We start from the raw sequence: 15,662 nt of genomic DNA, 5'->3' as shown, positions 1-15,662 counted from the left end.
ACCCAAAATCAATATTTATGAAAAAATTTGGATTAGTAATGCTTTCATTTCTGTTTGCAGCCACAACTTATGGGCAAATAACAAAGCAAGGGCATGTAAATACAAATAAGTTTAAACAATTAAAACAAGAATTACCAACACCAAACTTAGAAAGAACAGCTTCTGGTAAACCAGGTACTGCTTACACTCAGCAAAAAGTAGATTATGTAATGGATATTGTTTTAGACGATGCCAAAACAAAAATCACTGGTTCAGAAACCATTACCTATCATAACAATTCTAAAGATGATTTAGAGTATTTATGGGTACAACTAGACCAGAATATGAGAGCTGCAGATTCAAAAACTCCAGACATCTCTCCAAACTCAATTCCAAAAAGAATTAGCAAAAACAGATTTAACAGAGCTTTTCCTGAAGAACGTTTTGATGGTGGTTTTAATATTATGAGTGTTACCAATAAAGATGGTAGTAATTTATCTCACACTATTAACCAAACTATGATGCGTATTAATTTATTAGAGCCTTTAGCTTCTGGTGCTACTTTCGAATTTAATATTTCTTGGTGGTACAACATTAATAACCACAGAACAGATGGTGGTAGATCTGGTTATGAGCATTTTACTGAAAATAATAATAACAACTATGTAATTGCACAATTCTATCCAAGAATGTGTGTTTACGATAATGTTGAAGGATGGCAAAATGACCAATTTTGGGGAAGAAGTGAATTCGCCTTAGAATTTGGAGATTTCACAGTAAATATCACAGTTCCTGAAGATCATATGTTAGGAGCAACAGGAGTTTTACAAAATCCTAAAGAGGTTTTTTCAAAGCAAGAATTAAAAAGAAGAGAAAAAGCTAGAAAAAGTTTTGATAATCCTGTAGTAATTAGAACTCAAGAAGAAGCTGAAAAGATTGAAAAGTCAAAAGCTACAAAAACAAAAACTTGGAAGTTTATTGCTGAAAACGTACGTGATTATGCATTTGCAACATCAAGAAAATTTATATATGATGCAATGGCTGTAGACATTAATGGTAAAACAGTAATGGCAGAATCTTTATATTCTAAAGAAGCAAACCCTTTGTATGGAGATCATTCTACAAGAGCTGCAGCACAAACATTAAAAACATATTCTAAATATACGTTTGACTATCCTTACCATAAAGCAATTTCTGTTGATGGACAAATGGGAATGGAATATCCACAGATTTGTTTCAATCCTGGAAGACCAGATTTACCAGATGGTGGTTATTCAGACAGAATGAAATATAGAATGATAAAAGTTACCATTCATGAAGTGGGTCATAACTTTTTTCCTATGATTGTTAATTCAGACGAAAGACAATGGACATGGATGGATGAAGGATTAAACTCATACATGGAAATGTTAGCTGAATTAGATTATGATAAAGATTTTCCTATTGTAAGAGGGTATCCTAAAAATATAGTAAGATATATGTCTGGAGATCAATCTAGAATTGCTCCAATTATGTCTAAAGGAGATAATGTATATAGCTTTGGTTCTAATGCTTATGGTAAACCAGCAACAGCATTATGGATTTTAAGAGAAACAATTATGGGTAAAGAATTGTTTGACCACGCATTTAGAACTTACTCTCAAAGATGGATGTTTAAACACCCATCACCTGCAGATTTCTTTAGAACTATGGAAGACGCTTCTGGTATAGACTTAGATTGGTTTTGGAGAGGTTGGTTCTACACTACAGATGTTACAGATATTGGTGTAAAAGGTGTAAAGAAATTTACAACAAAAGAAAATAATAATATTGTTGAATTTGTAGAAGATTCTTCAGCTGGTTTAGGTTTTGCTGATACTAATGATAAATATCATTATGAAATTACTTACGAAAAACCAGGGGGTTTAGTAATGCCTATTATTGTTGAGTTTACTTACAAGGATGGTACAAAAGAGAAAAAGACTTATCCTGCTCAAATTTGGAGATATAATGATAAGGAAGTAACCAAAGTATTTACTTCTTCTAAACAAATAGAAAGTATAATGATAGATCCTGATTTAGAAACTGCAGATGTAGATACTTCTAACAACTCTTTCCCTAGAGAAACATCAAATAAATTTGACAAATTCAAACAGAAAATGAAGGGATAATTTTCATTCAACTTAAAGAAAAAGGCAATATGAAATCATATTGCCTTTTTTTTATGATAAAGGTTTGTTAAAATTTTTAACAATTTCTTAAAATTGTTTAAATATCAGTAATTTTATAGCTACTTAATTCAAATCAATACAAATGAAAAAAATCTCTTTACTAGTTTTTTCTTTGTTTTTTATTGCTACAGCTTCGATAGCACAAGAGCAAAAAGAAAAAAAGAAAACACAACTAGGTCACACTGATGAAAACAAGTTTAGGCAACTAAAAGATGTTTTAGCAACTCCAAATGATCAGCATACTGCATCAGGTGCACCAGGTCATCAATATACTCAACAAAAGGTTGATTATGTTATGGACATTCGTTTAGACGAAGCAAATAACAAAATTTATGGTAGTGAAAATATTACTTACCACAATAACTCTAAAGACGATTTAGAATATTTATGGGTTCAGTTAGATCAAAACATGAGAGCAGATGACTCTAAAACGCCTTTGGCAAGATCTAATTCAGCTTCAGCTTTTATTACACCAGACAACTTTAAATCTACTTACATGAATGAAGGTAAAGGATTTGGTTTTAAAATAGAAAGTGTAATGACAGATGGGAAACCATTATCTCATTTCATTAATAGAACTATGATGCGAATTAATTTACCAAAAGCATTAGCTCCTGGTGAAACTTTTAAATTTAGCATTAAATGGAACTATAAAATTAATGATATCAACAAAGATGGTGGTCGATCAGGACTAGAATCTTTTGATGATGGTAATAACAATTATACAATTGCTCAGTTTTTTCCAAGATTAGCAGTTTACAACAATGTAGAAGGATGGCAAAACATGCAGTTCTGGGGTAGATCTGAATTTGCATTAGAATTTGGTGATTATGAAGTAAACTTAACTGTACCTGAAGATCATATTGTAGAAGCTACAGGAACTTTACAGAATGAAAAAGATGTTTTAACTAGAACACAACGTAAACGTTATGACAAGGCTAGAAAAAGCTTTGACAATCCTGTTTTAATTGTAACTCAAGAAGAAGCAGAAAAAGCTGAAAAAGGACGTGCAACTGGCACAAAAACTTGGAAGTTTAAAGCTGAAAAAGTTAGAGACTTTGCATTTGCTACATCAAGAAAATACATTTGGGATGCTATGGCTGTAAACGTAAATGGTAACACAATTATGGCTACATCATTATACCCAAAAGAAGGTAACCCTTTATGGGAAGAACATTCAACAAGAGCTGTTGCAACTACTTTAATAGAATATTCAAAATTAACTTTTGATTATCCTTATCCAAAAGCTGTTTCTGTACATTCAGAAAGACAAGGAATGGAGTACCCAATGATTTGCTTCAACTTTGGTCGTCCAAATCCTGATGGATCTTATTCAGACAGAACTAAAAAAGGAATGTTAGGAGTAATTATTCATGAAGTTGGTCATAACTTCTTTCCAATGATTGTAAATTCAGATGAAAGACAATGGACATGGATGGATGAAGGTTTAAACTCGTTTGTAGAAATTTTAGCTGAAGACGTATATGATGCAGAATTGTTTGCTTCAAACCCAGCAAAAGACATTACAAGATATATGGGTGGAGATCAGTCTAACATCTCTCCTATTATGTCTCAAGGAGATTATGTAAAGCAATTTGGTCCAAATGCGTACTCTAAACCAGCAGCTGGTTTATACATGTTACGTAAAACGATTATGGGTCCTGAATTATTTGACCATGCATTTAGAACGTACTCTCAAAGATGGATGTTTAAACACCCAACACCTGAAGATTTCTTTAGATCTATGGAAGATGCTTCTGGTATGGATTTAGATTGGTTTTGGAGAGGATGGTTTTACACTACAGATGTTACAGACATAGGTATTAAAGAAGTTAAGCCATTATATTTAACAGATAAACCAAGTGAAAGAGTTACTAAATTAAAACAACAATACAAGCAGTATTTTGACAATTTAGGAGACCTAGTATATATTACAGACAAAAAAGAAGATGCTAATCCAAAAGCGATGGATAAATATGCAGATGGTAAAGAAATACCTTCTTATATCTATTCTGTAGAATTCGAAAAGCCAGGTGGTTTAGTAATGCCTCTAATTGTAGAATTAACTTATGCAGATGGTTCTACAAAAAGAGAAACTTTTCCAGCTCAAATTTGGATGAGAGATGACAACACAGTAAAGAGAGTATTCTCTTCTACGCAAGAAATTAAAAGTATCAAAGTAGATCCAGATATGGAAACTGCAGATGTTGATACTTCTAATAACAGCTGGCCTAAGCCAGAAGCTGATAAATTTGATCAGTTTAAAAATAAGACAAAAGGATAAGATACTTTTTGTTATTTGAACAGAAAAACCTCGCAATTTTGCGAGGTTTTTTATTTATAAAAAGAAAAAAATTAATCTTTATCTTCAGGTAGATTTACATCAAAATCATCATTATCATCAAAAAAATCTTCATCCTCTGCATATTCTTCCATAGCATTTTCCAGTTTAGAACTTACCTTTACTAAATATACAGTATCTTCTGTTCTTAATTCTACTGCTTTAACATTTTCACCTTTAGCATTTTTAAAGGTAATAATATCTTCATAATCATAACCATCTGGATATTTTTCTAATAACATATCTAATATGTCTTTAGTTAATTTTGCATAGTCTACAATTACTCGTTTCATATTTTCTATTTATTATTTATACACAAAGTTTTTATTAATTACATTTCTAACAAATATGCAAAAATTAATGGTGCAACAATTGTAGCATCACTTTCTATGATAAATTTTGGTGTATTAACATCTAATTTACCCCATGTGATTTTTTCGTTAGGTACTGCACCAGAATACGAACCATAACTAGTTGTTGAGTCAGAAATCTGACAAAAATAGCTCCAAAAAGGTGTATCTATTCTTTCCATATCTTGATACAACATAGGTACTACACAGATTGGAAAATCACCTGCAATACCTCCTCCTATTTGAAAGAAACCTATACCATTGTCTGAATTATCTGTATACCAATCTGCCAAAAAGGTCATGTATTCTATACCAGATTTCATAGTACTTGCTTTTAACTCACCTTTTAACACATAAGATGCAAAAATATTACCCATTGTAGAGTCTTCCCAACCAGGAACTACCATTGGTAAGTTTTTTTCTGCAGCAGCATACATCCAAGAGTCTTTAATATCTATTTCGTAATATTCTTCTAAAACACCAGATAATAATAGTTTGTACATAAACTCATGAGGAAAAAAACGTTCTCCTTTAGCTTCTGCATCTTTCCATATTTTTACAATATGCTCTTGTATTCTTCTAAACGCTTCTTCTTCTGGAATACAAGTATCTGTAACTCTGTTTAGACCTTTTTCCAATAAATCCCATTCATCTTGTGGAGTTAAATCTCTATAATTAGGAACTCTTTTGTAATGCGAATGTGCTACTAAATTCATAACATCTTCTTCTAAATTTGCGCCTGTGCAAGAAACAATGTGAACTTTGTCTTGTCTAATAATTTCTGCAAATATTTTACCTAATTCTGCAGTGCTCATAGCCCCTGCTAAAGAAACCAACATTTTAGAACCTTGTTCTAGTTGGTTTTCATACCCTTTTGCAGCATCTACTAAAGCAGCAGCATTAAAATGCAAAAAGTATTTTTCTATAAAGTTTGTAATTGGTTTGTTCATTTTAAACAAATATTTGAACTACCTCAAAAAGGATTAATATAATTATTATCCATTCTAACATACTACTGTATTTATGTTGAGATAATTCGTTAAATAAATCTAAGTTTTCTTTAATTGTATCTAAGCTTAAGTGTAAGCCTTTAAATCGTTTTTCTATATCTAATTCTTCTTTCAGTTTAGTATCTAACAAAGACAAACTTTCATTAGACCATGCAAGGTTTGAAGTATCAAAAACAAATAGTTCTTCAGTTATGGTGTTTTTAATATTTAACGTCTTTCCAATAAATTTTCTCATTTTTATTTTGGAAAGATTTATTCTTCCTTTAAACTCTAGTTGTTTTGTGTAAACTAATGTACTCTCATATAAACTTGATGTCTTTTTCACATAAGCTTCTAAAGCTACTGATTGTGCTAAGTTTAGCATTATAATGTGAAGGAAATCAATATCAAAATTATTTAAGTAGACAGCATTAAAATCAACCTCTAAATTTTCAGATTTATAAACTTGGTATTCTTCTTTATTATAATATTTCATTCCATAGTTTTCATTTTTCGAAATTTTCTTCAAAAATTGATTTATTATATCATTTTTACAATTATAAAAAACAATACTACCATAGTCTTTTATGTACACATATGCATTGTCTGATGCTTCATAAAGTAAAAATGATGCTTCTCTCTTTATTAATTGATAATTAAAAAGGTTTCTGGCCTCTTTAATTGCTATATTTTTACCAACATGTAAAGCTACAACTGAGAAAGATTCTTTGTTCATTGTTTAGAAATCGTCTTCGTCTTTAAATTTAGATAATTTGCTAAAAGTTGTTTTATTATCATCTTCTGAATCTGAATCATAAAAATCATCATTAGAAGAAAACTTATAGCTTAACATTTTGTAAAATAATTTAGCTGCTAAAAAGTCTGATGATTTTTCATTTTCATTTGGGCAAAGTTCTACCATATCAAAACCTACCACATTTTTCTCTTCAAAAACACGTTTTAAGAACTCTAAAGTTTCATAATAAAATAACCCACCTGGTTCTGGAGTACCTGTTGATGGCATAATTGACGGATCTAAAGCATCTAAATCAAAAGTTATAAAAACATTCGTGGTTAATTGATCGATTACATCATCCATCCAATCTTCGTTAACAGCCATATCATGAGCAAAGAAAACCTTATCTAAATTCATTTCTCTTTTCTCAGAAATATCCATACTTCTTATTCCAACTTGCACTAAATTAGTTGTAGAATTCGCTTCATACACAGCACAAGCATGATTGTATTTAGTTCCTTCATAAGAGGCTCTTAAATCTGCATGAGCATCTAAATGTAACACAGTTAAGTTTGAAAAACACTCGTTAAAAGCTCTAATAGTTCCTATAGAAATAGAGTGTTCTCCACCAAAAACCGTAACAAACTTATTTCTGTTGATGTATTTTTTTGTTGTTTCATGTACATCATCTACTACTGCTTCTGGTGAGTCTTTTGCTGTAATTTCATCAGCTAAAAAAACACCTTGCTTGTATACTTCAGTATCAGTTTCAATATCATATAACTCCATATTTTCTGAAGCTTCTAAAAATGCTTTTGGTCCTTTATCTGCTCCTTTTTGCCAAGTACTAGTTCCATCATAAGAAACAGGAATTAATACAATTTTTGATGTTGCTAGCTTAGAGAACTCTTCTCCAATTCCAGCATATGTTTTATTTGTTGCCATTTTAATTTTATGTTGTTTAGCTATTGTAACCTAAAATTGATAACAACTCGCTACTTTTTTGTTGTTCTTTAAATATTGTTGTTGTTAGGTTTCCATCCTCATCTCTATCTAAAATAAGATGTTTTGGATGTGGAATTAAACAGTGCTGTAAACCTCCAAAACCACCAATAGTTTCTTGGTAAGCACCAGTGTTAAAAAAGCCTATATACAAGGGTTTTTCTTTTTCATAAATAGGTAAATAAATACCATTTATGTGTTGTTCAGAATTGTAATAATCATCACTATCACAAGTTAAACCACCTAGTAAAACACGTTCGTATTTATGATTCCATTTATTAATTGGTAACATTATAAAACGTTTATTTATAGCCCAAGAATCAGGTAAAGTTGTTATAAATGATGAGTTTATCATATTCCAACGTTCTCTATCATTTTGTTTTTTCTGGTACAATATTTCATAAATAGCTGCACCAGATTCACCAACTGTAAAACTGCCAAATTCTGTAAAAATATTAGGAACATCAACCTTTGCCTCTGCACAAGCTTTACTAATTTGATTAATAATTTCATCAATCATATAAGCATAATCATAATCGAAAGCCAAAGAGTTTTTGATAGGGAATCCTCCTCCAATATTTAAACTATCTAGTGTTGGACAAACGCGTTTTAAATTGATGTAAACATTTAAACATTTCATTAGTTCATTCCAATAATAGGCATTGTCTTTAATACCTGTATTGATAAAAAAATGAAGCATTTTTAGATCTACCTGCTCATTATAGGCAATTTCTCTTTCATAAAAAGTAACTATGTTTTTATATCCAATACCTAATCTTGATGTATAAAATTCAAACTTAGGTTCTTCTTCTGATGCTATTCTTATACCAACTAGTAATTTTTCTGAAGTTTCTTTTTGTAATAAAGGTAATTCTTCATAATTATCAATTATTGGTATACATTTTTTATGGCCTGAATTTATTAAATCTCCGATGTTTTTAATGTATTGATCTCTTTTAAAACCATTACAAATAACATATGTAGAGTTTTTTATTTTACCTTCTAATTTTAGTTTATTTACTATATCAATATCAAATGCAGAAGAAGTTTCTATATGTATATCGTTTTTTAAAGCTTCATTTAAAACATGTTTAAAATGAGAACTTTTTGTACAATAACTATAATAGTATTTTCCTTTATAGTTATGTTTATCAATACTATTTTGAAACCAACCTTTTGCTTTATTGATATTCTCTGAAATTTTTGGCAAGTATGTAAATTTTAAAGGTGCTCCATATTTTGCAGCTAACTCCATTAAATTTATATCATGCCAAATAAGCTTATTATTTTCTATATTAAATTCTTCTTGAGGAAAATCGAACGTTTGTTCAATTAAATCTATGTATTTAGTGTTCACTTTTTTATTTTAAAATAATTATAGTATAAATGAACTCATTCTTTAAAACCAAAGGTTTAGAACAAGTATAAAACTTCTACAAAATTTTAAATTATCACTGTAATATTTGTAAGTAAACTACATGCAACTTAGAGGAAAGAAGCAAAAATATAATATAAGTTAGTGGAGAAACCTTAATTTTTTCGTCGCATTTCCAAAATGCATAATAATTATTTATCATCTCCTGTAAATAATCAATTCCGAAATAAGTAAAACGTAACATTCGACTTAAAAAAGCAAATCAAAAGTAAATTATTTTTTAATACAAAAAACATTTTCTAAAAAAAAATGATTTTTTTTGATTTTATTTTTTCAAAGTTATAAAACGCAATAAAATAAAAAGTTAATGAAAAATAATAAACTAAATTATATTAAAAAAGCTCTGAAAATTCAGAGCTTTTAGTGTTTTTATTCTTCAATTGGTGGATGACCAAAAATCTTCTCATATTCTTCATCGAAATTTTCTCTTAGATAAGAGTTTAACTTCTTTCTGTAATCATCCTTTAACCAGGTTACAAAATTGTGTGTGCTTTTAGAGATACATTTTGCATATCTATTAATTCTATCATCTATCTCCTCTCCTAGCATTTTTGCTAGAATTAAAGCATCAAATACATCTTCACTATTTTCGATACACATTTTTGCATGATGTGCTATCGACTTCTCTAAAACACGCTTAGAAGACTCACCAGATCTAATAGTATCAATATAAACAGCTTTCATATCAAAATAAGTATCTTCAGAATTTGCAAATTCTTTTTTAACATCTGCAGGTAATTCATATCTAAATGTGCTTTCTATTTCCTCATCAGATAAAATAGCATTTAAATAATAATCTGGAGCCCTAAACATTTTTTGCCAATCTAAATCTGCTCCCCAAGGACCAAATCTATAGAAGTTGTTTCCTAAATCTACAACATCAAAAGTATTCTTATCGCCAAAAATACGCGAACCACGACCAATCATTTGATAATAAAGTGTCAATGACTTTGTTGCTCTATTTAAAATAATAGCCTCAATACTAGGCTCATCGAAACCTGTAGTTAAAATACTAACAGAGGTAATAATTGCATTTGGTGTTTTATGAAACCATTTTAAAATTAATTCACGTTCTTTTTTGGTATTGGTGTTATCTAAGTGTGCAATTGGGTAACCTGCCTTTTTAAATGCATGAAACACCTGAATAGAGGTATTAATACCATTATTGAATATTAAGGTCTTTTTACCTTTTGCAGTTTCTTCATATGCAGAAACAAGCTTGGTAAGCATGTCTGTATTAGTATAAAGATCTTCAGAAGACTTTACTGTATAATCTCCATTAGCCCCAACTTCTAATGATGTTAAACCAACATTATAAGAATACATATTAGCTCTTGCTAAATAGCCATTATCTATTAAATCTTGAATAGATTCACCTACAAATAATTCTTGATAGTTCTCATACATTGGTAATTTAATGTTAGAACTTAAAGGTGTTGCTGTTACTCCAAGAATAAAAGAATCATTAAAAAACTTAAATATTTTAGTAAAAGAATTATAGTGAGCCTCATCAACAATTACTAAACCAATATCAGAAATATCTAGTTTTTCATCATTTAAACGATTCTTTAAAGTCTCAACCATGGCAACAAAACATTCAAAATCATGCTGATCATCTAGTTTTGCAGTTGAGTTTATAATTTTATTACGTACACCAAACTCCTTTAACATTCTAGAAGTTTGTTTACTTAATTCAATTCTATGGGTAAGCACTAAAACCTTCTTTTTAAAGGTCTTAATATAACGTCTTACAATTTCTGAGAAGATTACAGTTTTTCCACCTCCAGTTGGTAATTGATATAATAAGTGATAATCTTTAGGTGCACTTTCAAACCTTTGAAAAATTTCTTGAAGTGCATCTTTTTGATATCCATATAGTTCTTTACCTACAATCTTTTCTGAAGTACTGTTTTCTGCCAAAATTTTAAAAATTTAAGATACAAAAGTAAGACTTAAATAAGGTTTAATGCAAGTTTCACTATACAAATTTGGTTAAATCTGCTAAAGTTATTTCATAATGAGAGGCATTAAATACAGAAACTTCATTTTTAACAACAATAAGTTGTGGAGATTGATGCATAACTTGAAAAGTGTAACCCACTTCATCAGAAATATCTCTATACCTCAATAAATCTAAATAATAAACTTTTAAATTTTGATGCTCTTCTTGAAAAAGCTTTTCAAATTGTTTAATAACCATACTACTAATTCCACATCTTGTAGAATGTTTGAAAATTAAAACGGATTCTGTTTTAGAAATCTGTTTAATTTCATCTAATTGAGAAATATCTGTTAAAGGAATCCAATTTAAATATGTCTTTTTTTCAGACTTAGCATTGTCTTTATCATTTTTTCCAAACATATTGTTAAATATACCCATAGCTTACTTTTTGTAATTTTAGAGTACAAAGATACAAAACTTAATCAGTCAAAAAGTCAGCATTTACAGCCTTTTTAAGACAAATTGACTGATTTTATTCTTATATTTATGATGGTACTAATATTGCTATAATCGATCTGAAAATTGAAAATAAGAATAGAAAATGAATTTTAATAACTATACAACAAAATCACAAGAGACCATTCAAATGGCGCAACAAATTGCGCAAGGGTTTGGTCATAATCAAATAGAAAACGAACATATATTTAAAGCTTTAACTCAAGTTGATGAAAATGTTTTACCTTTTTTATTGAAGAAATTGAACATTAATCTAGGTTTGATAACTCAAATTTTAGACAAGCAATTAGAAAGTTTACCAAAAGTTTCTGGTGCTGAATTAATGTTATCTAGAGAAGCTGGAACGAGTTTAAATGAAGCATCTATTATTGCCAAAAGCATGAAAGATGATTATGTATCTATAGAACATTTAATTCTTGCCATTTTTAAATCTAAAAGTAAAATTGCTCAGGTTTTAAAAGATCAAGGAGTTACTGAGAAGGATTTAAAAGCTGCAATTGAAGAATTGAGAAAAGGAGAAAATGTTACCTCACAAAACCAAGAAGAAACATATAACTCTCTTAACAAGTTTGCTAAAAATTTAAATCAGCTTGCGCAAGAAAACAAGCTAGATCCTGTAATTGGTAGAGATGAAGAAATTAGAAGATTACTTCAAATTTTATCACGTAGAACAAAAAACAATCCAATTTTAGTTGGTGAACCTGGTACAGGTAAAACAGCTATTGCAGAAGGCTTAGCTCATAGAATTGTAGATGGTGATGTACCAGAAAATCTAAAGGATAAATTAATTTTCTCTCTAGATATGGGTGCTTTAATTGCTGGTGCAAAATACAAAGGAGAGTTTGAAGAGCGTTTAAAAGCAGTAATTAAAGAAGTAACAACTTCTGATGGAGATATCGTTTTATTTATTGATGAAATTCACACTTTAGTTGGTGCTGGAGGTGGACAAGGAGCAATGGATGCTGCAAATATTTTAAAACCAGCATTGGCTCGTGGAGAATTACGTGCAATAGGTGCTACTACCTTAGATGAATATCAAAAGTATTTTGAAAAAGATAAAGCTCTAGAACGCAGATTTCAAAAAGTACAAGTAAATGAACCAGATACAGAAAGTGCCATTTCTATACTTAGAGGAATTAAAGAAAAGTATGAAACGCATCATAAAGTTCGTATTAAAGACGAAGCAATAATTGGTGCTGTAGAATTGTCTCAAAGATATATCACCAACCGTTTTTTACCAGATAAAGCCATTGATTTAATGGATGAAGCTGCATCTAAATTACGTATGGAAATCAACTCTAAACCAGAAGAATTAGATGTTTTGGATAGAAAAGTAATGCAGTTGGAAATTGAAATTGAAGCCATTAAACGTGAAAAAGATGAAATTAAATTAAAATCTTTACGCTCAGACTTAGCAAACCTAAAAGAAGAACGTAATGAAATAAATGCAAAATGGAAATCTGAAAAAGAGGTTGTAGATAATATTCAGAATACCAAAGCAGCTATTGAAGATTTTAAATCTGAAGCAGAAAAAGCAGAACGTGAAGGAGATTATGGTAAGGTAGCTGAGATTAGATATGGTAAAATTAAAAAAGCTCAAGAAGATTTAGAGGCTTATCAAAAGGTTTTACTAGAAAATCAAAACGAAAAATCTTTAATTAAAGAAGAAGTAACTTTAGATGATATAGCAGAAGTTGTAGCAAAATGGACAGGAATTCCTGTAACTAAAATGATACAATCTGAGCGTGAAAAGTTGCTAAAACTAGAAGATCAATTACATAAAAGAGTCGTAGGTCAAGAAGAAGCAATTGTAGCTATTTCTGATGCTGTTAGAAGATCTAAAGCTGGTTTACAAAATCCTAACAAACCAATTGGTAGTTTCTTATTTTTAGGTACTACTGGTGTTGGTAAAACAGAATTGGCAAAAGCATTAGCAGAATATTTATTTGATGATGAAAATGCCATGACACGAATTGATATGAGTGAGTATCAAGAACGTCATTCTGTTAGTAGATTGGTAGGTGCTCCTCCTGGTTATGTAGGTTATGATGAAGGAGGACAATTAACGGAAGCTGTAAGAAGAAAACCTTATTCTGTAGTACTCTTAGACGAAATTGAAAAAGCACATCCAGATACGTTTAATGTACTCTTACAAGTTTTAGATGAAGGTAGATTAACAGACAATAAAGGACGAGTTGCAGACTTTAAAAATGCGATTATAATCATGACATCAAATATGGGAAGCCATATTATTCAAGAAAAATTCGCTGATCCTAAAGCAGATTTAGATGCGGTTACAGAATTGGCAAAAATTGAAGTTTTAGGTTTGTTAAAGAAATCTGTTAGACCAGAGTTTTTAAATAGAATAGATGATGTAATTATGTTTACACCTTTAAATAAGTCAGATATTTTTGAAATTGTTAAATTACAGATAGAGCAATTAAAGAAAATGATTGGTAAACAAGAAATTACATTAGATGCTACAGATGAAGCTATTACTTACCTTGCACAAAAGGGTTATCAGCCAGAATTTGGAGCAAGGCCTGTAAAAAGAGTAATTCAGAAAGAAGTATTGAATCAACTTTCTAAAGAAATACTTGCAGGTAAAATTACCACTGATAGCATTATTTTGTTAGATGCTTTTGATGATAAATTAGTTTTTAGAAATCAATCTGATTTGGTTGAGAACTAATTTATTAAATAGTTAAGTTAGAAAAAGTGATGTTTGAAAAAACATCACTTTTCTTTTTTAAGTATATTAGCAGCCTAACCTATCTATTATGAAGAAATTTTTTCTATTATTTGTATTTACTTTCACTTTACTAATAAGTTGTACAGCAAACGAAACCACTACTTACTATTTAATTCGTCATTCAGAAAAAGATAGAACAAATCCTAGAGATAGAAATCCTAATTTAAATATTGAAGGAGAAAAAAGAGCTCAAAATTGGGCAGAATATTTTAAGGACACTCAAATTGATGCTGTGTATTCTACCAACTATAATAGAACCATACAAACAGCTACACCAACTGCCTTAAGCAATAATTTAAAAGTTGATACTTATGATCCAAGAAGTATGTACGATTCTATTTTCCAGAAAATTACCAAAGGAAAATCGGTTTTAGTAGTTGGTCACAGCAATACTACACCTGTTTTTGCTAATAAAATTTTAGGCGAAGATAAATACCCTAACATGTCTGATGATGATAACTCAACTTTATTTATTGTTACTATAAAAGGAGATAAAATTACGAGTGAAACTAAAAAAGTAGAATAGTTTTTTAATAAAATATTAATTGATTTTTAGTCCATTTCTAACAATATATTTTAATTAAAATCGACTTCTATATCTTCAAGTATTATTTCAGATACCTTTTCTAACTTATTGCCTTCAAATAACTTATCTAAGTTAATTAATTTAGTATCTGCAGCAGAAGGTTTATAATTATAGTAATCAACAAAACGAATTCCTTTTATAGAACATTGCTCTTTTAAAACACGGAATCTTTTTCCTCCTCCATTTGTTTCATAAGCATAAGCTAAATAATCTATTAGAAAGTTTTCTTGATTAATCCAATAAATAAAAACATCATTAAAATCTTCTCCTCCCCCATTTTCATCAAAAGTAATTTCTACTTTATAATAAAGAACTCCATTTACAGTATTTGAAGGCAATAGCTTTTTATTAACTGCTTTATCATTTAATCCAAAAGGTAAAACAGAAAAATAGTGAACAGAGTTAATAGAGTTACTGTAATTTGTAATCATTGAATCTGCAACCTTGGTTGGCTTTTCATTAATCAATCTTTGATAACTAGAATTAGAAATAGATTCATCTATATTTATAGAATCTTCTTTAAAAGTTCTAAACAATTTAAAAACTCCATTTTTTCGAATTGCCTTATATTTTTTATCTCTAAATCGAAATGAAATTTCTGAAGAAGCAACTTTTTGAGCTCCAGAAGCATGGATGCTTTTATCTATAATTTCTTGAGCTGTTAACGTAACTTTATTTGGTTTACAAGAAATAAAAAGAGCTACTATTAGTATGTATATAAAGCGCATTGAATGAGTTTCTTTGAAAAATAAGTCATTATTAAACGTCAAATTTACATTTCTTTCTCTAATCTAATAATGTATCTTTGTATTAAATTAAAAGTA

Annotated in this window: 12 protein-coding genes; 4 read left to right on the top strand and 8 right to left on the bottom strand. The window is 29.6% G+C overall.

What is annotated here, in order from left to right; all coding sequences use genetic code 11:
- The first annotated feature begins 17 nt into the window (after positions 1-17).
- Together LPB302_RS02045 and LPB302_RS02040 are read left to right on the top strand one after the other, a co-directional pair.
- The gene (locus tag LPB302_RS02045) at positions 18-2,129 is read left to right on the top strand and encodes a M1 family metallopeptidase (RefSeq protein WP_053974685.1); all 2,112 of its coding nucleotides are present in this window, start codon (positions 18-20) and stop codon (positions 2,127-2,129) included.
- Positions 2,130-2,271: 142 nt separating this feature from the next.
- Positions 2,272-4,473, top strand: coding sequence for a M1 family metallopeptidase (locus tag LPB302_RS02040; protein ID WP_053974684.1), 2,202 nt, complete (start codon positions 2,272-2,274; stop codon positions 4,471-4,473).
- Positions 4,474-4,544: 71 nt separating this feature from the next.
- Here LPB302_RS02040 and LPB302_RS02035 read toward each other — a convergent pair whose 3' ends face one another.
- The 7 genes from LPB302_RS02035 to ytxJ all read right to left on the bottom strand — a co-directional run bounded on the left by LPB302_RS02035 (position 4,545) and on the right by ytxJ (position 11,422).
- Positions 4,545-4,823 carry a hypothetical protein gene (locus LPB302_RS02035; protein WP_053974683.1) on the bottom strand — a complete coding sequence of 93 codons (279 nt, stop codon included), beginning with the start codon at positions 4,821-4,823 and terminating at the stop codon, positions 4,545-4,547.
- 38 nt (positions 4,824-4,861) lie between these two features.
- Positions 4,862-5,830 (bottom strand): deoxyhypusine synthase family protein, encoded by a 969-nt coding sequence (locus tag LPB302_RS02030; protein ID WP_053974682.1) that lies wholly within the window; start codon positions 5,828-5,830, stop codon positions 4,862-4,864.
- A 1-nt stretch (position 5,831) separates the two neighbouring features.
- A complete protein-coding gene (locus LPB302_RS02025) occupies positions 5,832-6,605 on the bottom strand; it encodes an RMD1 family protein (protein ID WP_053974681.1) in 774 nt (257 codons plus the stop codon).
- A gap of 3 nt (positions 6,606-6,608) precedes the next feature.
- A complete protein-coding gene (gene speB, locus LPB302_RS02020) occupies positions 6,609-7,550 on the bottom strand; it encodes an agmatinase (protein WP_053974680.1) in 942 nt (313 codons plus the stop codon).
- A gap of 16 nt (positions 7,551-7,566) precedes the next feature.
- Complete coding sequence (locus LPB302_RS02015; protein WP_053974679.1) at positions 7,567-8,964, bottom strand: type III PLP-dependent enzyme domain-containing protein; 1,398 nt, start codon at positions 8,962-8,964, stop codon at positions 7,567-7,569.
- 447 nt (positions 8,965-9,411) lie between these two features.
- Positions 9,412-10,962 (bottom strand): DEAD/DEAH box helicase, encoded by a 1,551-nt coding sequence (locus LPB302_RS02010; protein ID WP_053974678.1) that lies wholly within the window; start codon positions 10,960-10,962, stop codon positions 9,412-9,414.
- 58 nt (positions 10,963-11,020) lie between these two features.
- Positions 11,021-11,422 carry a bacillithiol system redox-active protein YtxJ gene (gene ytxJ / locus LPB302_RS02005; RefSeq protein WP_053974677.1) on the bottom strand — a complete coding sequence of 134 codons (402 nt, stop codon included), beginning with the start codon at positions 11,420-11,422 and terminating at the stop codon, positions 11,021-11,023.
- A 163-nt stretch (positions 11,423-11,585) separates the two neighbouring features.
- Between ytxJ and clpB the strand changes: the two genes are divergently transcribed.
- Positions 11,586-14,192 (top strand): ATP-dependent chaperone ClpB, encoded by a 2,607-nt coding sequence (clpB, locus tag LPB302_RS02000; RefSeq protein WP_053974676.1) that lies wholly within the window; start codon positions 11,586-11,588, stop codon positions 14,190-14,192.
- Between the two features lie 88 nt (positions 14,193-14,280).
- On the top strand, positions 14,281-14,778 hold the full coding sequence (locus LPB302_RS01995) for a SixA phosphatase family protein (RefSeq protein ID WP_053974675.1): 498 nt from the start codon (positions 14,281-14,283) through the stop codon (positions 14,776-14,778).
- Between the two features lie 50 nt (positions 14,779-14,828).
- On the opposite strand, the gene LPB302_RS01990 is transcribed toward LPB302_RS01995, so the two are convergent.
- On the bottom strand, positions 14,829-15,566 hold the full coding sequence (locus LPB302_RS01990; protein WP_053974674.1) for a DUF6503 family protein: 738 nt from the start codon (positions 15,564-15,566) through the stop codon (positions 14,829-14,831).
- Positions 15,567-15,662 lie beyond the last annotated feature (96 nt).

The sequence above is a fragment of the Polaribacter dokdonensis genome (assembly GCF_024362345.1).
GTDB lineage: Bacteria > Bacteroidota > Bacteroidia > Flavobacteriales > Flavobacteriaceae > Polaribacter > Polaribacter dokdonensis.
The sequence above is the reverse complement of the archived record's forward strand: the minus strand, read 5'-3'. Positions and strand labels throughout refer to the sequence as shown.

Excerpts from the sequence above, each read along its gene's own strand:
- LPB302_RS02045 (WP_053974685.1), top strand. The coding sequence starts at position 18 with ATGAAAAAATTTGGATTAGTAATGCTTTCATTTCTGTTTGCAGCCACA.
- LPB302_RS02040 (WP_053974684.1), top strand. The coding sequence starts at position 2,272 with ATGAAAAAAATCTCTTTACTAGTTTTTTCTTTGTTTTTTATTGCTACA.
- LPB302_RS02035 (WP_053974683.1), bottom strand. The coding sequence starts at position 4,823 with ATGAAACGAGTAATTGTAGACTATGCAAAATTAACTAAAGACATATTA.
- LPB302_RS02030 (WP_053974682.1), bottom strand. The coding sequence starts at position 5,830 with ATGAACAAACCAATTACAAACTTTATAGAAAAATACTTTTTGCATTTT.
- LPB302_RS02025 (WP_053974681.1), bottom strand. The coding sequence starts at position 6,605 with ATGAACAAAGAATCTTTCTCAGTTGTAGCTTTACATGTTGGTAAAAAT.
- speB (WP_053974680.1), bottom strand. The coding sequence starts at position 7,550 with ATGGCAACAAATAAAACATATGCTGGAATTGGAGAAGAGTTCTCTAAG.
- ytxJ (WP_053974677.1), bottom strand. The coding sequence starts at position 11,422 with ATGGGTATATTTAACAATATGTTTGGAAAAAATGATAAAGACAATGCT.
- clpB (WP_053974676.1), top strand. The coding sequence starts at position 11,586 with ATGAATTTTAATAACTATACAACAAAATCACAAGAGACCATTCAAATG.
- LPB302_RS01995 (WP_053974675.1), top strand. The coding sequence starts at position 14,281 with ATGAAGAAATTTTTTCTATTATTTGTATTTACTTTCACTTTACTAATA.
- LPB302_RS01990 (WP_053974674.1), bottom strand. The coding sequence starts at position 15,566 with ATGCGCTTTATATACATACTAATAGTAGCTCTTTTTATTTCTTGTAAA.